Source organism: Herpetosiphon llansteffanensis (assembly GCF_003205875.1).
Lineage (GTDB): Bacteria > Chloroflexota > Chloroflexia > Chloroflexales > Herpetosiphonaceae > Herpetosiphon > Herpetosiphon llansteffanensis.
In genome coordinates this window covers 1-19,202 of sequence record NZ_PUBZ01000089.1, presented here as the reverse complement: position 1 = coordinate 19,202, position 19,202 = coordinate 1, and the positions used below count along the sequence as shown (strand labels likewise).

The 19,202-nt window shown below is 51.1% G+C and carries 20 protein-coding genes; 10 read left to right on the top strand and 10 right to left on the bottom strand.

Annotated features, from left to right (window positions below; translation table 11 throughout):
* Window positions 1–27: 27 nt before the first annotated feature.
* From C5S61_RS10605 to C5S61_RS10585, 5 genes are all read left to right on the top strand, one after another.
* Window positions 28–249 carry a hypothetical protein gene (locus tag C5S61_RS10605; RefSeq protein ID WP_054537251.1) on the top strand — a complete coding sequence of 74 codons (222 nt, stop codon included), beginning with the start codon at window positions 28–30 and terminating at the stop codon, window positions 247–249.
* A gap of 176 nt (window positions 250–425) precedes the next feature.
* The gene (gene panD, locus C5S61_RS10600; RefSeq protein ID WP_054537250.1) at window positions 426–803 is read left to right on the top strand and encodes an aspartate 1-decarboxylase; all 378 of its coding nucleotides are present in this window, start codon (window positions 426–428) and stop codon (window positions 801–803) included.
* Window positions 804–860: 57 nt separating this feature from the next.
* On the top strand, window positions 861–2,096 hold the full coding sequence (locus tag C5S61_RS10595) for a molybdopterin molybdotransferase MoeA (RefSeq protein ID WP_164689354.1): 1,236 nt from the start codon (window positions 861–863) through the stop codon (window positions 2,094–2,096).
* A gap of 17 nt (window positions 2,097–2,113) precedes the next feature.
* Window positions 2,114–3,334: a phospholipase D-like domain-containing protein gene (locus C5S61_RS10590; RefSeq protein ID WP_110515030.1), complete on the top strand. Its 1,221-nt coding sequence runs from the start codon at window positions 2,114–2,116 to the stop codon at window positions 3,332–3,334.
* Between the two features lie 13 nt (window positions 3,335–3,347).
* Window positions 3,348–3,743 (top strand): hypothetical protein, encoded by a 396-nt coding sequence (locus C5S61_RS10585; protein WP_110515029.1) that lies wholly within the window; start codon window positions 3,348–3,350, stop codon window positions 3,741–3,743.
* Here the strand turns inward: C5S61_RS10585 and C5S61_RS10580 are convergent.
* Genes C5S61_RS10580 through C5S61_RS10570 form a run of 3 tightly spaced genes read right to left on the bottom strand, consistent with a single transcriptional unit; the run spans window position 3,740 to window position 5,903 of the window.
* The gene (locus C5S61_RS10580; RefSeq protein WP_110515028.1) at window positions 3,740–4,768 is read right to left on the bottom strand and encodes a magnesium chelatase ATPase subunit I; all 1,029 of its coding nucleotides are present in this window, start codon (window positions 4,766–4,768) and stop codon (window positions 3,740–3,742) included. The genes C5S61_RS10585 and C5S61_RS10580 overlap by 4 nt on opposite strands.
* A gap of 8 nt (window positions 4,769–4,776) precedes the next feature.
* The gene (locus tag C5S61_RS10575; RefSeq protein ID WP_012187950.1) at window positions 4,777–5,064 is read right to left on the bottom strand and encodes a metal-sensitive transcriptional regulator; all 288 of its coding nucleotides are present in this window, start codon (window positions 5,062–5,064) and stop codon (window positions 4,777–4,779) included.
* A 17-nt stretch (window positions 5,065–5,081) separates the two neighbouring features.
* Window positions 5,082–5,903: an alpha/beta fold hydrolase gene (locus C5S61_RS10570; protein ID WP_110515027.1), complete on the bottom strand. Its 822-nt coding sequence runs from the start codon at window positions 5,901–5,903 to the stop codon at window positions 5,082–5,084.
* Between the two features lie 225 nt (window positions 5,904–6,128).
* On the opposite strand from C5S61_RS10570, the gene C5S61_RS10565 reads away from it, so the two are divergent.
* Complete coding sequence (locus C5S61_RS10565) at window positions 6,129–6,731, top strand: HD domain-containing protein (RefSeq protein ID WP_110515026.1); 603 nt, start codon at window positions 6,129–6,131, stop codon at window positions 6,729–6,731.
* Between the two features lie 2 nt (window positions 6,732–6,733).
* Here the strand turns inward: C5S61_RS10565 and C5S61_RS10560 are convergent, their stop codons facing one another.
* The 4 genes from C5S61_RS10560 to C5S61_RS10545 form a co-directional block, all read right to left on the bottom strand.
* Window positions 6,734–7,582, bottom strand: coding sequence for an anti-sigma factor family protein (locus tag C5S61_RS10560; RefSeq protein WP_110515025.1), 849 nt, complete (start codon window positions 7,580–7,582; stop codon window positions 6,734–6,736).
* 30 nt (window positions 7,583–7,612) lie between these two features.
* The gene (locus C5S61_RS10555; protein WP_110515024.1) at window positions 7,613–8,200 is read right to left on the bottom strand and encodes a sigma-70 family RNA polymerase sigma factor; all 588 of its coding nucleotides are present in this window, start codon (window positions 8,198–8,200) and stop codon (window positions 7,613–7,615) included.
* An 84-nt stretch (window positions 8,201–8,284) separates the two neighbouring features.
* Complete coding sequence (locus C5S61_RS10550) at window positions 8,285–9,187, bottom strand: LysR substrate-binding domain-containing protein (protein WP_110515023.1); 903 nt, start codon at window positions 9,185–9,187, stop codon at window positions 8,285–8,287.
* Window positions 9,188–9,301: 114 nt separating this feature from the next.
* On the bottom strand, window positions 9,302–11,041 hold the full coding sequence (locus C5S61_RS10545) for a VWA domain-containing protein (protein WP_164689352.1): 1,740 nt from the start codon (window positions 11,039–11,041) through the stop codon (window positions 9,302–9,304).
* A gap of 102 nt (window positions 11,042–11,143) precedes the next feature.
* Here C5S61_RS10545 and C5S61_RS10540 point away from each other — a divergent pair, with 102 nt between their 5' ends.
* On the top strand, window positions 11,144–12,538 hold the full coding sequence (locus tag C5S61_RS10540; RefSeq protein ID WP_110515021.1) for a sensor histidine kinase: 1,395 nt from the start codon (window positions 11,144–11,146) through the stop codon (window positions 12,536–12,538).
* Here the strand turns inward: C5S61_RS10540 and C5S61_RS10535 are convergent.
* On the bottom strand, window positions 12,521–13,114 hold the full coding sequence (locus C5S61_RS10535; RefSeq protein ID WP_110515020.1) for a hypothetical protein: 594 nt from the start codon (window positions 13,112–13,114) through the stop codon (window positions 12,521–12,523). The genes C5S61_RS10540 and C5S61_RS10535 overlap by 18 nt on opposite strands.
* Window positions 13,115–13,156: 42 nt before the next feature.
* Entirely contained in the window at window positions 13,157–13,750 is a 594-nt protein-coding gene (locus C5S61_RS10530) for a hypothetical protein (RefSeq protein WP_110515019.1), read from the bottom strand.
* 118 nt (window positions 13,751–13,868) lie between these two features.
* Here C5S61_RS10530 and C5S61_RS10525 point away from each other — a divergent pair, with 118 nt between their 5' ends.
* The 3 genes from C5S61_RS10525 to C5S61_RS10515 are packed head-to-tail and all read left to right on the top strand — an operon-like array spanning window position 13,869 to window position 17,072.
* On the top strand, window positions 13,869–14,720 hold the full coding sequence (locus tag C5S61_RS10525; RefSeq protein ID WP_110515018.1) for an alpha/beta fold hydrolase: 852 nt from the start codon (window positions 13,869–13,871) through the stop codon (window positions 14,718–14,720).
* The gene (locus tag C5S61_RS10520) at window positions 14,720–15,886 is read left to right on the top strand and encodes a glycosyltransferase (protein ID WP_110515017.1); all 1,167 of its coding nucleotides are present in this window, start codon (window positions 14,720–14,722) and stop codon (window positions 15,884–15,886) included. The genes C5S61_RS10525 and C5S61_RS10520 overlap by 1 nt, the downstream gene beginning before the upstream one ends.
* Complete coding sequence (locus tag C5S61_RS10515; RefSeq protein ID WP_164689351.1) at window positions 15,879–17,072, top strand: glycosyltransferase family 2 protein; 1,194 nt, start codon at window positions 15,879–15,881, stop codon at window positions 17,070–17,072. Before C5S61_RS10520 ends, C5S61_RS10515 begins: the two co-directional genes overlap by 8 nt.
* A gap of 615 nt (window positions 17,073–17,687) precedes the next feature.
* Here C5S61_RS10515 and C5S61_RS10510 read toward each other — a convergent pair.
* Window positions 17,688–19,076, bottom strand: a complete 1,389-nt coding sequence (locus C5S61_RS10510) for an SPFH domain-containing protein (protein WP_110515015.1) — start codon at window positions 19,074–19,076, stop codon at window positions 17,688–17,690.
* Window positions 19,077–19,202 lie beyond the last annotated feature (126 nt).

Here is a 19,202-nt window from a genome sequence, read left to right as displayed (position 1 = left end):
GAGCTATTACTTGAATTGGAGGATTGTATGCCACAATATAAAAACCGCATGTATCGCAAAGAATGGCTTTCGGAACGCCGCAAATTGGCCCGCGCCTTGGAAGGCCTCGAACAAAACTGGGATCTTGAGGCTGAAGGGATTGTGTTGCCAACCGATGACGATGGCACAGCCTTGAGTGTCGAGCAATTGCGCGAGCGCATTGCTGACCTTGATGGTAAACTCGAACGCTATCCTAATCCACAAAAGTAAGGCGCTGTTCCCTCAGTTCCACTGAACGCGGGCGAAGGAAGCAGGGATTTGTGGTTGAATCGAAACCTCAATAAAAACGACTTGCGTTAGACCACTGACAGCCGTATCATGGTTTATGGCGGCGACTGTTGATCGATGGGATGAACAGCGGCGACCAACCTAAGGAGTAATCAACGATGATTCGTACCCTCGTGCATGCCAAAATTCACCGCGCCACCGTCACTGGGGCAGACCTCAATTATGTTGGTTCGATTACCATTGATGAGGATCTGTTGGAAGCAGCGGGAATTTGGCCATTTGAACGGGTTCAAGTAGTCGATGTTAATAACGGTGCGCGGCTCGAAACCTATGCAATTGTAGGCGAACGTGGTTCTGGCACAATTCAACTTAACGGTGCTGCGGCGCACTTGGTCAATGTTGGCGATTTGGTGATCATCATGGCCTATGCCCAAGTTGATGCCAAACCCGAAGAATGGGAGCCAACCGTGGTCTTTGTTGATGAACAAAATGCGATTACCGAGGTGAAGGCGTTGCAGCCTGCTGGTGGTCGTTAGTTGTTGTGAGGAGTGTGCCATGGATTGGGTTTTGGCCCATCCATGGCCTTTTTTTATATGAGCTTACTTGCTGTTGCTGATGCTCAAGCGGCGATTCTTGAGCGCATGACCACCCTCGCCAGCGAATCAATTGCGTTAACTGAGGCTTTGGGTCGCGTTTTGGCCACGCCAATGTACGCCGATCGCGATGCCCCGCCGTTTGCCAACTCGGCCATGGATGGCTATGCGGTTTTAGTCGCCGATTTGGCCCAAGCTAGTGCCGATCAGCCTGCGGCGTTAGAGATTATTGAGCGGGTTGCGGCGGGAGCGGTGTCAAAGCATGAACTGCGGCATGGCAGCGCGATTCGGATTATGACTGGAGCCCAAGTTCCGGCTAATGCAGAAGCTGTTGTGCCCTTCGAGGAAACCGACGAAGGCCAACCCAACGCCCAAACCGAGGTTGTGAAGCTGTTTCAAGCAACCCAGCATGGCAATAATATTCGGCCAGCAGGCGAGGATATGCAGGCTGGAGCCTTGGTTCTAAATGCTGGGCAGGTTTTGCATGCTGGCAGTATTGGGGTTTTGGCAACGATTGGCGCGGCTCAAGTGCCCGTTTTTCGCCAACCACGCGTGGCAATTATTGCTACTGGCGATGAGTTGGTTGATGTGGGAGTCGAGCCAAACGCTGGCCAAATTCGTAACTCGAATGGCTATGCCAATGCCGCCCAAGTGCGCGAAGCGGGAGCGGTTCCGATTTTAATGCCAATTGTGCCCGATAATGCTGCTGCTTTGCGCGCAACTTTAGCCCAAGCCGTGGCTGAAGCTGATGTGTTGCTGACCTCTGGCGGCGTGTCAGTTGGCGATTATGATTTGGTCAAGCAAATTTTGAATGAAGTTGGCAAGCTTGAATTCTGGCGCGTGCGCATGCGTCCAGGCAAACCCTTGGCTTTTGGCTCGATCGCAGGCAAACCAATTTTTGGCTTGCCTGGCAATCCTGTTTCGGCTATGGTCTGTTTTGAGCTGTTTGTGCGGCCTGCGTTACGCAAGATCGGTGGTTATCAGCAGCTATTTCGGCCTAGCGTTTGGGCCAAATTGCTTGATGCCGATTTGGAAAGCAACGAACGTCGCCAATATTTGCGGGTAATTGTTAAAAGCAGTGCTGAAGGCTTGACCGCTGAATTAACTGGTGCTCAAGGATCAGGTTTGGTTAGCTCAATGGCACGGGCCAATGGTTTGTTGATTGTGCCAGAGGCAAGTCGTGGCATTATTCGTGGTGAATACGCCGAAATTGTGCTGTTTGGCGAACTGCAATAGTTGATGGAGTACGGCGGATGCCATTTGAATCATTTCAAGATCTGATAACGATGCTGGTGGTAATCGTGGTACTCCAAGTGAGCTTGGCTTTTTTGTTGATTGGCGTGCGCAAATGGCGACCAACCAGCTATAAACGCTATCCACGGATTAGCCTGCCGCCAACCAGCGACGATCGCCATGAATTTCAGTTGTATATGTCGGGCGAAGAGCTGTTTCCGGCGATGCTGCAAGCTATCGAATCGGCGCAACGCTTGATTTTGCTCGAAACGTTTATTTTCAAAGGCGATGAATTAGGCCAAAAATTTCGCGATGCCTTGATGCGTAAAGCGCATAGCGGCGTGGCGGTGTATGTGATTGTCGATGGTTTTGCAAATTTGGTGGTTCCGCGTAAATTCAAAAAGTTTCCTGCTGAAATTCACTTGTTGACCTATCCGGCATTTCCGCGCTTATCGCAAATTTTTGATATTGGCTCGTATGCGCGCGACCATCGCAAACTATTGGTTGTCGATAACGACGTAGCCTTTATTGGTGGCTACAATTTGGGCGAATTGTATCGCACCGAGTGGCGCGACACCCATGTGCAAGTGCGCGGGCCGATTGTAAGTAATTTGGCCGAGATGTTTGCTTCGCAATGGAATCGCTATCGGCGGCGCTTGCCTCGGCTCAACATCGACCTTGATTTGGAATGGCAATCAACGGTGCGAGTGCAGCGCAACGATGCTGGGCGTTTGGTGTTTCCAATTCGTTCGATGTATCTTGATGCGATTGAACGGGCCGAGCGTTTTGTCTACATTAGCAACGCCTATTTTATTCCTGATCGGGCGATTTTAGAGGCGTTGGTGCTCACAGCGCGGCGCGGGGTTGATGTGCGGATTTTGGTTCCAGCTGAATCGAACCATGTGTTGGCTGATTGGCTGGCGCGTCATTATTTTGAATTTTGCTTGCGCCATGGAATTAAAATTTTTCTGTATGAAAACGCCATGATTCACGCCAAAACCGCGACGATTGATGGCATTTGGTCGACGGTTGGCACGGCCAATCTTGATCGGCTGAGTTTGGCGGGCAACCACGAAATTAATCTTGAAATTTACAATGCGGCTTTTGCTGAACGAATGCAAGCAATTTTTGCCTGCGATATGACCAATGCCCGCGAACTTACCTTGGCCGAATGGATTCAGCGTCCGTGGTATACCAAGGCTGCTGAACTGGTGCTCTCGCCGCTGTGGCCGATTTTGTAGAAATGGAGCAAGTATGCTCAAACGCAATGAATCGTTGGCTTTTGGCCGCCCATTTTTGATTACCGTGATTGCGATTGGCTATGTGCTGACCGCAATGGTTGAGATTGGCGTGGCCTTGCTGGGGCGCGTGCCAGCTTTTTTGCAATCATTTATCTTATCGGAAGATCCGATTGTATTGGTTGTGACCGCATGCTTTCAAGTGGTCATGGGTTTGGCGCTGTTTCAAGGCTGGCGGATCATGTGGTGGGTTGTCATTGTCAGCGCCTATGTTTCGATTGGTGGCTATATTTTGGATGGTTTGTTGGGTGAGCGCTGGGCTTGGGGCGGCATGTTGTGGAATGTCATTGTGCTGGCCTATATGAATTCGCGTGATGTAGAAGCCTTTTTTGGTCGCGAAGTCTATTATTAGGCTTGCAAGGCTTGGGCGATCAGGCCTTCTTCGGTTGCATGCTGCTTCAGAAAATCGCTGAGATGCGGGCTTTGTCTCCAGCGCAAGGCCATTGGAGCAACTGCTTTGATGTCGTTGGGTGTAGCGCGAAGCCGATCATCAGCAGCAGCGCGGGCGCGGGCAGCCTCCAGCAACACAATTTCAGCCCGATGCGAAGGAATCGCCAATTGAGTAATAATCTGCATGGCATAGCGTTCAGCAGCTTTGGTTAGATGAACGTTGGGCAGCAACTCGCGGGCTTTGAGCACATCAAGCCGCAGTTGGGTAGTAGCCTGGGCATAGGCTAGCCGAAAGGCTGTACGATCTTGGCGAAAGGCAATTGCGCGGCGATAGATTTCGAGCCGTTCGCGGGCGGTTGGTTGCGGGCCGACCCACACCCGTAAGCCCAAACGATCCAAGATTTGCGGACGCAAGCGACCTTCCTCTGGATTCATCGAACCAATGAGCACCAAGCGACTTTGATAGAGTTTGACCATTGCCCCGCGGCGCACGAAGGTTTGGCCTTGGGCGGCAGCATCGAGAATCGCATCGATCACCGCGTGATCAAGCAAATTAATTTCATCGACATAGAGCAAATTATTGTTGGCGCGGGCCAAAACCCCTTCTTCAAGCACTACCCGTTGTTGTTCGATGGCGACGCGCTCGTTCATACCGCCGACCACATCCTCTAAGCGGGCGTTGAGTGGCAGCTCGATCAAGCGCATGAGATCATCTTTGAGCCGCGATTCGCCGCGTTCGAGGTAATCAAGGCAGGTTGGGCAGAGGTCGCTCTCGTCGTCGGGCGGGCAATTATTTTCACAGCGCGAGCGTTTGACCAAGGGCATAATATCGAGCAAGCCGCGCACGGCGGTGGTTTTGCCTACGCCATAAGGGCCACTTAACAAAACCCCACCCACAGCGGGATTGACCAAGGCCAAGGTAAGCGCGGTTTTTAGCTCGCTTTGGCCGACAATGCCCAACAATGGGTAGGGTAGCAGCTCATTCATAGAGTTGGTTATTTCTCGCTAACACTGCGGGTTGCCGCAAAAATTTCGAGAATTTCGGTAATGGCCTGTTCGCGTTCGCCCTCGTTGGGCGAGCGAATTGCATTGGTTACGCAGGTTGAGAGATGGCGTTCGAGCACCAGGGCATCGACTTTTTCGAGTGCGCGGCGAATGGCCAGGGTTTGACGCAGCACATCGATACAGTAGGCATCCTCTTCGAGCATACGTTGCACGCCGCGCACATGGCCTTCGATACTTTTGAGTCGCCGGACTAAGGCTTCAGTTTGTTCATCAATCATGAACTTGACCTAACTACCTATGCTGCTTCAGCAGCAGCACGGGTTTCGTTGACTGGCCGTTTTAAGAAGGCGTGAAGCACCTTGTTAAATTGAGCTGGCTCGTCAAGGAAAGGAAAATGGCGACTTTCTGGCATCACAAAAACTTGCGTGTTGGCCATATCGCGTTGTAAGAAAATATCGGCCTGATTGGGATTGACAATATCGTCGCGAGCGCCATGGACAACCAAGGTCGGAACCGTCAATTGTTCGAGTTCAGGCCGCAGATCGGTGCGCATCATCGAGCCAACGGCGCGGCGCAAACTTTCTTCGGTTGGCTTAACGCTATCGTCGAGAATTTCGCCATAGGACGTATCGTTGACATTGCCCAAAAACCAGCGAAACAAAAACTTGGTGACGACTGGCACGCGCGCCATTGCTCGCGAAACATACTGATTATCGGTGAGTTTGAGCAAGCCTGAAAGCGATGTACCAACGATTGGAGCACCAATAGCCGCAACTCGGCTAATCCGATTGGGGTGGCGGATTGCAGTTTTGAGCGCGACCATTCCGCCCATTGAGTGGCCGACCAGCGGAACCTTATCGATGCCCATGGCATCCAAAAATCGAATCACTTGATCAGAGAAATTGGTAATGCTAATGCTCTTGGCAGTACTTGTTTTATCTGAATCACCAAAACCCCAAAAATCGAACGAATATGTGCGGAAATCTTTGGAAACGTATTCCATCGTCGGCATCCAATAGCGCCACGAACCGAGCCAGCCGTGGAGAAATAGGACTGGACGACCACGCCCAAAGGTCTCGTAATGCACAACTTGGTCATCAATGACGATTACGCTCATGGTGATGCTCTCACGTTGCAGACTGCTGTCAACCAAACTATACCATACCGCCTAAAGCTCGGCAACGCAGCATTGCTTGCTAAAATGGGTTGTGGTTGAGTGGTCGCTGTAGTGTACCTGTGATACGACGTTTATGTCAATTCTCAAAAGTAGGGTCTACACGGGTGACAGATGGGTTGCTTTTGGCGGCTAAAATGGAAATTTCGTAGTGCAAGAGGTCGTTTTATGCCAGATTTTCGCACCCAGATTCAGACTTATATTCGTGAACAAGCCCTGCCGATCGATAAATATAGCCATCAGCCGCGCTTATATCAGTTGGCGATAACACTTGGTGCAGGTTTGGTCTATGATGATGATGTATTGTATGCGGCGGCGTGGTTGCACGATCTTGGAGTCTTTATTGGCCATCGGCCTGCTGAACCTGCCGCATTGGCTGCTTGGGATAATGTGGCCTATGCCATGCGCCAAGTGCCTGCGCTCTTGCAACAATGGCAATTCCCCAGCGCCAAAATTGCGGCGGTGGTGGCGGCGATTGGCCAACATAGCCCGCAGCAAACGCCAACTAGCCTTGAAGCCACTTTATTGCGCGATGCTGATATTTTGGAGCAACTAGGGGCGGTAGGAATCTTGCGAATTGTGAGTAAAGTTGGTCGCGATACACGCTATCGAACCTTTGGCGATGTGTTGGCGACCTTGGAGCACAACCTACACCATTTGCCGAGCCAACTGCGCCTTGCCAGCGCCCAGCGTTTGGCTGAAGCACGGATTGCAGTGCTAGCCCAATTTATTACGGCTGCCCAAGCAGAAGCACAAGGGCAGCCGTGGTAAATTTAGGCTTGTTTATGCAGTTTGAACCAATAGCCCATGGCGAACGCTAAGCCAACTCCGAGCACAAGTGCGATGCTGAACCAGAGCAATAATGATGATTCAGACTCAGCTGCTGGCGCAGGAGCTACTTGCTCAAGCACCTGATCCTTGAGCACTGGTTGCTCCAACTCATTGGTATCGGGCGATGAGGTGCGATTAGGCTCGATCAATGGTTGGTTCAAGGGATTGCCAGCTAAGGCAGTCGCTTGTTCAGGGCTGATGCTCCGTGCCATATCGAGCGTATCGCTCATTGGAACTGAGCCAGCAGCATATGGCTGGGCTGGCGGTGGATAAGCCCCACCCATTGTATCGGCAGCTCCACCAGTTGGTTGTTGCAGCAGTGCCATCTCTGGGGTTGGCATGGCTGCGCCGCCGCTGCCAGTGTCCATTGGTGTCGCTACAGGATTAGCACTTTCGTCATTTTGCTGGGATTGAACAGCTGCTGATTCAGTGCTCAGGATGCGCGATTCAGGAGCCATCGTCATCGATTGCTCAGCCTGATTGGTTAGCTGCAAGCCAACCGTCAGCATTAACGCGAATACGCCAACTACCGTGACCCAACGTGTCCAGCCGCTGAGCCAGAAGCTACGTTTGGGCGCATGGAGGGCGGGATCAAGCGTAAAGCTGCGTGGTGGTCGAACAGGCGGGAGGTCTTGCAACAACGCCTGCATCGAGCGCAACTCGGCAAATTCTACAGCTAAGCCAGGGTCGTGCTCAAGCTGTTGATCCAACTGAGCTTGCTCGGCGGCGCTAAGCTGACCATCGAGGGCTGCCGAAAGAAGTTCTTGTTGTTGTTCAGATATTAGTGTCATTGCATACCCACTTGTGTCGTCATATCACGCTTAACGTTCGGCAGTTGGCAAAAGTTCCCGACTTTTAAGATAATCGCGCAACTTTGCCCGTGCTCGGCTGAGCCGCGATTTGACTGTGCCCAGTTGGGTATCAGTAGCTGCCGCGATTTCCTCGTAGGCAAAGCCTTGAATATCGCACATAATCAACACTGCTCGTTGATCTTCGGGCAAGGTTGCCAATCCTGCTTGGATGGCTGCTTGCAGCTCGCGATTGATCATGTGCTGATCGAGTGGCAGCGATTGATCTTCAAATTGCTCGCCAGGGCTATCATCATCGCCAGCAAGCATTTGATCCATCGAGGTGGTGCGGCGGCGTTTTTGGGCGCGCAACACATCGTAGCACGCGTTGGTGGCGATGCGCAGCAACCATGCCGCAAATGAGCCTTCGCGAAAGCGCTGAATTGCCTTAAATGCCGAGATAAAGGTATCTTGGGCCACATCGGCAGCGCTATCGCTATCGCCCAGCATGCGATAGGCCAAGCCATAGACTCGACCTTCGTACATGCGCACTAATTGATTGAAGGCTTCAACGTCGCCAGCTTTGGCGGCGCTCACCCATTGTCGTTCTGCATCGGTCATGCAGGCCATTCCCCCAAGCCCATAACGGGTTCTGCTCCAAAAGGTGGTCGGAAGCAATAGCTCGTATCATATCATATCAATGGCTCATTCGTTAGTATCGGGTCCCAAGGGTTTGCGCAAAAGATCGAGGAATAATTGGGCTGCATTCGTAATGTGGCGGTCGCGATGATGCACCACATTGTAAACCCGCCGCGTTGGCATATTGGCCAAATGCAATTGGCGCAAACGCCCTGCTGCTACTTCGCGGCGCACGGCCATGGCTGGTACTAAGGCGATGCCCAAACCAACTTCAACCGAGCGCTTGATTGCCTCGAGATTGCCAAGCACAATTGGCTGTTTGGGGCGAATTTGTTGCTTGGTGAGCAACTCGCTGACGCTCGCTTGCAATGCTGAGCCTTCCTCGCGCAAGAGCATTCGCCGCCCATGCAAGGCTTCGAGATTAATCTGTTTCAAGCGTGCCCACGGGTCATCGGGGCTGACGATGACCACCAATTCGGTGCTAAGAAATGGCATCACGATCAATTGATTGTGGCTAATCGGCGAACCAACCAGCGCCAATTCAAATTCGCCAGAAATCACTTGAGCCAGCAACTGCTCGGTGTTGCCAGTGCCGATGTGCACGACAAATTCTGGGTGTTCCCAGTTGAAGCGTTGCAGCAAATCGGGCAGCGCATAGGTGGCCAAGGTATTGCCAACGCCCAGAAGCAATGTGCGTTCGCTTTGGCCAGCAGCGGCGCGTACCGCCTGTTCGGCAATCCGTTCGAGCGCGATCATTTGCTCGGCATGGGGTAACAGTGCTCGCCCAGCAGCGGTTAGCTCGATGCCACGACTCAACCGTTCGAACAAACTCACGCCAAGTTCGCGTTCGAGGGTTTGGATTTGTTGGCTAACAGTCGGTTGCGTGAGATCGAGTTGCTCGGCGGCGCGGGTGAAATTGCGGCTTTGAGCTGCCGCCACAAACATGCGCAGTTTTTGTAAATCCAGCATAGGGTGTTCTCATAGGTTCAATTGTGGTTTGCACTGTAGCACAACTTCCGGCCAAAATAAAAATCGCAGCATTGGTACGATGCTGCGATTGAAAACGTGCTGTCGGTGAGCAGTTTAAGGTTTGTTATAGTTGCGTTCTTTGGTAACTAAGCGGCCATCGCCAGCGTTGACCTCGACCTTGAGCGTAATTCCAGCGCCGCTTGTATAGCTATCTGGCACGCTGAAACTTGCCCGATATTGGCCAGCAACCTCTTGGGCGACCTCGCCATAGAAGCTGGTTAATTGCTCTTTGGATGGGGTTTGGTAGATCATGGCTTTGGTATCGCGTTGCAAATCTTCCAGCAATTTGCCATCAAATTCTGGGCTGGTCAAGCCAATAATATAGGTTGGAATTTTGGCTTTGGCAGCTTTAGCCACAATGCTATCGTAATTATCGCCCTTGCTGGCGGTATCAGCGCCATCAGAAATCAGCACGATGAATGTGCGGCCTTCAGCGCGGCGTAATTGGGTGTAGCTAATTGCCAAGGCATCATAAATCGCAGTTTGGCCTTCGGCTTTAAGCTCGGTAATGCTTTGGCGCACTGCATCAATATCATCGGTTAATGAGTGATCAACCGTCACCATCGTGCCAAAGTGAATTAAGCCAAGATTGGTGTTTGATGGCAGGCGCTCGATAAAATCGAGGGCTGCTACTTTGGCTGCATCTAAACCGCCATCGGTTAAGCCTTCTTTACTTGGCCCCATGCTGCCGCTGGTATCCATCACCAACATAATATTCAGCGGATCACGAATCTTCGAGAGATTAACCCACGAGAAGTTTTCAATTTTATTATTATTTTCAAAGACGCTAACATTTTGGCGTGGCACATCGGTTATCACCCCCGTCGGGCGCATGATACTCAGATACATATCAATGTCGGGATAGCCCGTATCATCGATGCGATTAATCTCAACTTCATTGACATCAGTGAGCATGGCCAAACCTGTGCCTGGTTTGTCTGATTGGAAATCGGTGCTTGGACCATTGGCTTTGGCCTGCCCAAACTCAGTATCAGCAGGTTTATCACGCTGCGATAAACCATAGATGACTAAGAAGGTGACGATTGCTGTGCCAATTGCACCGACCACCCATTTCAGCTTTGAAGGTTTCTTTTTGGCAGCTTCGGTAACTTTGCCCGATAACCAATCTTGGATGAGTTGGCCAAGCTCTTGGGCGCTTGGTCGTTGTTTTGGATTGGCGGCAGTGGCGCGTTGTAAAATGCTCGCTAGGCGGCCATCGATTGCTGGCAGCATGGCTAAAGGATTGCCTTGCGGGGCAAATTGGCCGCTCATCATCCACGCAATCAAGGCTCCGATATAATAGCTATCGGTTTGCGAGTTTGGCTGTTCGTTGACTGGCAATAATTGAGCTGGAATTGGCGCGGCTTTTTGAGCCAAGCTGGAATCGATTTTTGGCACAATCGTGCCTTGTGAACCAAGGTCGAGCAAGTTTGGCCCATACAGATTGCTACTCGTCAATGCAGTTCGTTGGCGATGATTAAATTCGGCTGTTTCGATCAGGCCCAAGGCATATTGAGCGGCAACTGGTGCAGGCAGGCTGCCAGCTGTATCCAAAAGTTGTTGCAACGACAAGGCCTGAACATCTAAAATAGCGACTTCGCTCCCAGCCTGCTCGGCAATTTGCACCACCATTTGCTGTTTACGCAAGGCATCGGGAATGCGGCTTTCCCACCAAACCAAGTAGGGAATGCCCGATTTTTTGGCCATAAAAAAACGCCGATGGCTCGACTGCTTGCCGCAAGCCCCGATGATTTCGAAGGGCGCGGGCAGGTGTGGATAGGTTAACGTAGACATTGCCTCTACACTTTCTACATCAAGTTTCATTGAAGGGGACAAAATTTCTCAAAAGCGATTATATCATGCCATGCAAGTGGCTAGCTATGCGATAATGCTGCTATGAAAAAAGTACATCGACCCAAAATTGTAACCTTAGCTGTGCGCCTAACCATCACGATGGTGGCGGTTAGTGTTGTGCCTTTAGCATTAATCGCGATCATTATTCTGATGGGTGTACGCATTAGCGAAGCTGATCGTCGCAGTGTTGAATTAAATAATCAGCTTGAGTTGTATATTGCCTTTGCCGAGCAACTGATAGCAAGCGATGGCGATTTACAATCGGCAACCAATATTCTGCTGAGTCGGCCAATTGGCAATGGCGATGGCGCAATTCGGGTCTTTGGGAGTGCTGGCCAAATTTTTGGGGCCAATGGCTCAAACTCGGCGTTTCCGAGTCGGGCTGCTGCCAGCCAATTTGTAACTAGTATTCCAACTGTGTTTGTGGGCGAGGCCCGTGGGCGGCGCTATGTGGCGGGCCAAGTGCGTTGGCAGCAAAAGGTTGTGGGGGTGGTTGAGGTTTCGCAAAGCGTTGCCGACGAAGATCGCTTGCTGCGCGTGCTGGGACGGTTTGTCTTTATTTCGATTGCTTTGGCTTTTGCAGCGGCCTTTTTAGGTTCGTCGTTGGTGGCCCGTTGGTTGGCGCGGCTGATTGGTCAATTGCGCACAACTGCCGAGCAGGTGGCCGATGGCGATCTCACCGAACGGGCGCTGGAACGTGGCCCCTCAGAAATTATTCAGCTTGCCCGTTCGATCAATACCATGACTGATCAATTGGCTGAGCGGTTATCACGGATCGAGCAACAATCGGAAGCGCAACGGCGGTTTTACCGCGATGTTTCGCACGAGTTGCGCACGCCGATGATGGCCTTGGGTGGCTACTTGGAAAATATCGAGGATGCAGAGAACGCCGACGAACAGCAGCAATCGATTCAGGCAATGCAGGCCGAAATTGCGCGGCTTGCGCGTTTGGCCGATGAGCTTTTGCGCAACGATGCTCAACCAAGCCTAACCCTTGGCCCCAAACAAAGCCTCGATCTTGGCGAGATGATCCACGAGTTGGTGCAGAATTTGAGTGGGCGGGCGCAACGCAGCGGGGTGGAATTGCTGGCCCAAGTTCCGCCGCGCCCAATTGCAATTGAGGCTGATCGTGATCGTTTGAAGCAAGCCTTGTTGAATTTGTTTGATAATGCGTTACGGGCCACGCCTCCAAGCGGCCAAATTATTATGCGAGTCAGCTTGACCGCCGATCACGTTGTGATCGATGTGCAAGATACTGGCGAGGGCATTCCAGCAGCCATGCGTGATGCAATTTGGGAGCGCGGCGTGCGTGGTGCTGAAGGTGGCTCGGGCCTTGGCTTGGCGATTGTGCGGGCAATCGTGCGCGCGCATGGCGGCGATGCAGTGCTGATTCCTAGCGAGCAAGGCGCACATATTCAATTAAGCCTGCCAATTTAAGGCGTTGAATGCAGCAGCGACAGGTTTTAGGATAGCGTTAGCCTCAAATTCTAAACTGAGGTAACAAGCTGCGACGATTGTGAGCGCGAGCCATGCCAAAATCCTGCTGCGCCAGTTGGTGTAGGCTTGAGCGTTAACCAAATATTGAATTAACATAATGCTCAAGCTTAGACTTGCACTCAGCAATAATGTTCCTGCATTGCAGACATAGTAGGCTTCATTTGGGAGTTCAAAGGCGCGAATCGATAAAGCAAACCCTGCTGATTCATAGCGCGAAGCGTAATAGCGTACAATCAGGGCGATGCCAATAAACCAAATGATGCCAAGCCAAATATGTTTTTGCGGATTTAACGCAAATAAGATGCTACCATTGAGAAAGACACTAGCAAAAAATATCGAATGCAAGAGCTGCATACATTTGCTGATTGTTTGATGATTAATTGCTTGGATGAAAGTAATATCTTGCCAAATAGCGCTGCTGAACCAAACAAGCGTCAAGCATGCTGGCAAATACCAGCCATAAACGATGCTTTGCCAGCGTGGAATTGGTTGAACTGCCGTTGCGACGCTATCCATTGCAAAACTCCTGCATCAAAATGTAGTTGACTGCTTATGAGGTTAGAAAGCATCAATGCTTATAGCTCGTGGCTTATCAATTGTTTTAGTTTTTATACTCACAGCACATGTTGCAATAATTGTTAAACATAGCCCTGCGACAAGTAGCGTGCGCCTAGTAGGGTATGCTTTGGGATTTAGCCAATACTGAACGACCATGCAAACAACGCTCAGCAGGAACCCAATTAAGATCGCCACTGCATTGTAACTATAATGATTACCAGGAACTCTGATGATGAACAAGGAGGGTATCTTGCCAGTGATAGCCGATCGGTTGATTGTTTCATACAGTGCCGTGGCCATGCTCAAACCAAGAAACCAAATTGTGCAAATCCAAAGGTAGTTTGTTGGTTTGAGCAACCATAAAATCAAACTATTCAGCACGAGGCTTGCGATGAATGCAGTCCGAATTAGAATGATGCTTTTAGCCATAATCTCGCTGATTCGAAAATCAAAGAGGAGCATAATTGCACTCTTCAGCCAAATAGGACTGGTGAACCAAACAAGGGCCAAGCATGCTGGCAAATACCAGCCATAAACGATGCTTTGCCACCAAGGTTGTGGTCGATCAATGTCTGCTACTGCGACGCTATCCATTGCAGAACTCCTGTATAAAAGGCTTAGAATGAGTGTAGCAAGCTCAATCGAGCAGATAGAGCAACTTTGCAGCAATTTAGGCGCAGCAATAGCGCAACTTGAGAGGCAGCATAGATTCATGAACCAGCATGCGTATGAGCAGTTAATCAGCGCTGCCGATTGCCAAACCTGTTATGCGGCAACTCTTGAGCGCTATCCAGTGCAGCGGGTGCGCATCAACGGCCACGAATGGGAAATTTGCGATACGGGCGGTAATTTGCCTGGCTTGTTGATTTTGCCTGGTGGCTTGGCGCGAGCCGATTTGGCTTTTCGCTGGCTTGATCGTTGCCAGCAACGCTATCGAGTGCTTAGCCTTGCGTATCCCAACACGATTGATAATCTCGCTGATTTGGCGGCCAATCTGCAAGCCTTATTCGATTATTTGCAATTTGAAGCGAGTTGGATTGTGGCTGGCTCGTATAGCGGCTTGATTGCCCAAGCACTGTTGCACTATCGCCCTCAATTGGCCCAAGGCTTGCTGCTTTCGGATACTGGCGTGCCTCGGCGTGGGCGTTGGCTCTGGCTCAGTTTGCTGCATCCACTGGTCGCGATCTTGCCATTGGGCTTGGTGCGCTGGCTGTTTTGGCGCGGCACGCAGCAATTTTTGCAGCCAATGGCCAGTATTCTGCGGCCATTTTGGGCTGAGCGTTTGCAGCAAAATTTGCAAAAAATGCAGCGCCACGATTATCTGAGCTTGTTGCGTTGGTGGCGTGAGCTGGATTGGCATTTGGGGGCGGCGCGTTGGCATGGCAAGCTAGCCATGATTGTGGCTGAACACGATAGCTTGTTTGGGCGGCGCGATCAAGCATTATTGCGCCAGTATTATCCGACGGCAAGCTATTATCGCGTGCCGCAGGCCCAACATTGTGCTTCGCTGTCCCAAATTGATGACTATATTGATTATGCCTTGGCGCAGATTGAGGCGACATAATGCGATTGTTGGCCCTGTGGTATTTGCTTGATCGTTGCTGGCGTTGGTTGGTGCTGCGGCGCTTTTTTGCCAAGCCCAAGCCTGCTGCTCCTGATGTTTGGCCAAGCATTGATTTAATTCAGCCTTTGACTCGCGGCGTGTTCGATTTGGCCACAACCTTGGAGCAACGGCTGAATTTGCGCTATTCTGGCCAGCTTAATCATTATTGGGTGGTTGATCGCGCTGATCAGGAAACATTTGCAGTATGCTCTGCGTTACAGAGAAAGAATCCAAATCATGCAATTACAATTGTGCAAATTGAACCTGATTGGGGCCGTTTCGCCTCGAAATTGGGCAAGATGCGCGCAGCGTTGGCCCAAGCCCAAGCAGCTGTTGTTTGGTTTGTTGATGATGATATAACGTTGCCACCTGATGGCTTGAGCCAAGCGATTCCTTACTTGTTGCAGCCGCAGGTTGGGGCAATTTTTGGCTTGGCTTGTTATACGAATTGGCAAAATCTGCCTTCTGCTTTGATGAGCAATTTTGTGAATGCCAATGCCTTGCCAAGCTACGTCGGCGTGGCGGCCTTGACCGAGCCATACACGATTACCGGCCATCAATTTGCCTTGCAACGTAGCGTGTTTGAGCACATTGGTGGTTTTGAAGCAATGGATGGGCGGATTGATGATGATCATGAGTTGGCGCGGCGGGTGCAAGCGCATGGGCTGCGCAATCTGCAAACGCCATTAATTTACACAGTTGATAATTATTTTGCCACGCTCAAGGCCTATGGGTTGCAGATGGAGCGCTGGTTTACGATTCCGCGGGTGTTGATGTTGCCTGAGCTTACTCGGCGTGATCGGTTGGTAACTGGCCTGACCAGCGCTGCCCAGCCGATACCGCCGCTTTTGGCGTTGGCAAGTTTGCCTAGTCCAAAGCTGCGGCCATGGTTGGTGGCCTGTTTGGCGGCGCAATTGAGCCTGCATGTTTGGCAAATGCGGCGGTATTGCCAACAAGCAACGCCGTGGTGGGCTTGGCCGTTGAGCATCGTTGGCAGCTTGCTTGACCCATTGCTGATGCTTTGGGGCTTGCTTGGCGATGACACCATTGTTTGGCGTGGCGAGCGCATTCGGCTACGGCATTTGGCAGCAGCTCAGTGGCTGGGCAAGGAGCAAAATCATGATTAAACGGCTTTGGCTGCTGTTGTGCTGCTTGATGCTTGGCCAACGCTGCTGGAAGTGGTGGCAAGTTTGGCGCTTTTTTCGCAAACCTACGCCCCAATCACAGCGCGATCCAGCGACAACCTTGGTGAGTTTGCTACAGCCAATTTTGAGTGGCGACCCCCATTTGGCCACCTGTTTACGCGCCAATTTGAGTGCGCCAAGCAACTATGCTCGTGAATGGTTGTGGCTGATTGATGATAATGATCGGGTAGCGCAGCAACTTTGTCATGAATTACAAGCAGAATATGCCAACCAAACAATTCGCATTATCAGCTTGTCTGCGCCTGCGGAGCGCGTGAATCCCAAAACCTTCAAGTTGATTGCTGGTTTGGCGCAAGCTCAAGGCCAGATTATTTGCGTGCTCGATGATGATACCAGCCTGCCAGCCTATGGTTTGGAAGATTGCTTGCCATGGCTCGATCAAGCGGGCGTTGGCTTGGCGTTTGGCTTGCCCTACTATCGCTCGTTTGATAATGCTTGGTCGAGTTTGGTGGCATTGTTTGTCAATAGCAATAGTTTGCTGACCTATGTGCCATATATTCAAGTCAGCGAGCCATTTACGATTAATGGCATGTTCTATGCGTTGCGGCGCGATGTGCTGGAGCAATTGGATGGCTTCAATGGCCTGGAGCATATTTTGGCCGATGATTTTGCGGTGGCGCAACGGGTTAAACAGGCTGGCTTGGGCTTGCAGCAAACCAGTATGCGCCATGCAATTCGCACGACCGTGACCAATGCTCAGCGCTATCGGAGCCTGATTCAACGCTGGTTTATCTTTCCGCGCGAATCGTTGCTACGCCATTTGAATCGGCGCGAACGCAGTTTATTGCTGTGTTTGGTGATTGTGCCAACCCTGTTTCCCTTGCTCTTGGCTATCGTGACGCTGCTGCGCCCAAGCCAACGCCAGCGCTGGTTTAGCGCTATCTATACGCTGCTTGGGCTATTGAATTTTATCCAAATTGATCAGCAATATCTTGCGCAATCCACGCCACGCCGCTATTGGCTGCTCGTGCCATTTCTAGAATTGCTGATTCCCGTGCAATTGATTCAGGCCTTGCTTGCCCCGCAACGCATCGTTTGGCGCGGCCATGTGATGGATGTGGAAAAAGGCGGCGAATTTCGGTTTGTGCAACGTAGGGATGAGCAATGAGTTTTGATCCACGAAGGGCACGAAGAGCACGAAGGCACTAAACCGCGAAGAACGCAAAGAGCACGAAGAAAGGCTATTAGCTGTGGGCTAGTAGATTGTGTTCCCTCACCCCCCAGCCCCCTCTCCCACTGAACGCGGGCGAGGGGGAGCATCTGTTTTTTACCACGCATTGCGACAGAACCACGGTGTTAAAGCCCCTCGCCCGCGCCACGGGAGAGGGGTTAGGGTGAGGGGATCGAGCATGAGGTGGTTAATATACCAATACACAAAGCCATCAGCCCATAGCCATCATTGCTCTGCGTTAAAAATGTAATCCACGAAGGCACTAAACCGCGAAGAACGCAAAGAGCACGAAGGGGAAATTGGCTATTGGCTATTGGCTTGTGGCTATAGAACGTATGATCATGGACTTCATACAAATATTCCGATAGCCTAGCGCCACAAGCCATCATTTCTCTGCGCCTCTGCGTTAAAAATCAGACGTTTTAGCCACGAATTGCACGAATAAGTATTTGGGACTCAATAACTTAAACCTTCGTGTTCTTCGTGCTCTTCGTGGTTAAATAAATCCCATTATCTGATCCCCGATCCCTAATCCCCGACCCCCACTAGTAACTAATGATGCTCAAGACTCAAATTAATATCGGCGGGCGTGAGATACAACTGAGCCTTGCCTTGGCTGAGGCTAGCAATTGCATCCTGGCGGCGCAGAATATTGAAAATTGCCAGCTTTTCGCTGATTGGCAAATCGTCGCCAAGGCCTTGGATAAAGGCATGGACGCGTTCGGCTTCGGCCAAACCGTGGGTTTCTGCTTCTGCTTGGGCAATGCGGCGCTGCAATTCGAGCAAGCGGCTGCGGGTTTCTTGGGCCACAATCTCGCCTTCGAGTTGCTTGACCTTAATTTCGTTCTCGCTCTCTTGCTTTTGCAACCGATTGAGCCGATTGGTGGTTTCTTGAATAATTTCTTGTAGCACACGCTGGGTATTTGGGTCTTTGCAGGTAATTGAACGCACTTCGACCGAGTGCAATTTTACGCCACGCTCTGCATAAAAATCGTCTTCGGGCACAATCACTGCATCGCGCACAATGCTATTGAAATTGGACAGAAAGCGTTCTAGGCTGGTTTGCGAAACTGCTTGGATGATGGCGCTGCGCGCGTGGGCGCAAATATCGCCTGGCGCATCATCGGTGCTCACAATCATGGCCTCAACATCGGCCAATTGCCAAAAGAAGGTAATATCGATCAAAATTTCGACGTTATCTTGGGTGCGGGCCTCGAAGGCATACCACATAAATTTTGGCCGAATATCCAAATGCGTGATGACCAAATTGCGTTTATCTTTGTGCAAGCCCGACGACCAGCGAAAGGTCACCAAATCGGTGTATGGTTCGAGGAAGAACGAGCGATCACGCTGGCTGCCACGGCGAAATTGATAGCGCCCGTCACGATCTTTTATCACCACAACTTCATGGTTTTCGAGCAAAATCCGCTGGCGATGTTCGATCACTTCTTGTTCGGCAGTAGGAATAAACACTTGGGGTGTGGTGATCAGGTTTAATTGTCCATCAGTCGTGCTGCGTACCAACACAGCGTGATGCTCATCGATATTGTAGCCAGCCTCAATTGCGCCAATTTGAATCTCGTTGGGTTCGAGATAGACGCTTTGCTCGCCACGCTCAACGCGTAATTGGCCCGTGCTGCGATCCAAAATGCGGGCATATTGGTTTTTCTTGAGCGGAATTGCCAAGAGAATTTTACCAAGCTCTTCGTAGGCGTTGGGGAAGAGCAGTTGCGGGCCGCGTTCGAGCCGCACTTGGCCGCTCAACGAATCGGTGACATAGACATATTCGGTTGGACCAAGCACCAAACCGTTGCGCCGCGTAATGCGTTCGAAGGGTCGGGCTGTATAACGTTGCGGCCCATTGACCGTCCAACGGCGGCTAAAACTCTCAACTAATAATTGTTCATCAGCTTGAACGTAGTAGATCCAAGGAATAATCATTGTGTCCTCCGCTGCTATGCTAGAGCTAGCATACACCGCGGCTGTGACAATTGCTATGACATTTATTACAAGGATGAAGGAAGAATTATGAAGGATGAAGCTAGGATTTGGGGATCGGGGATTGGG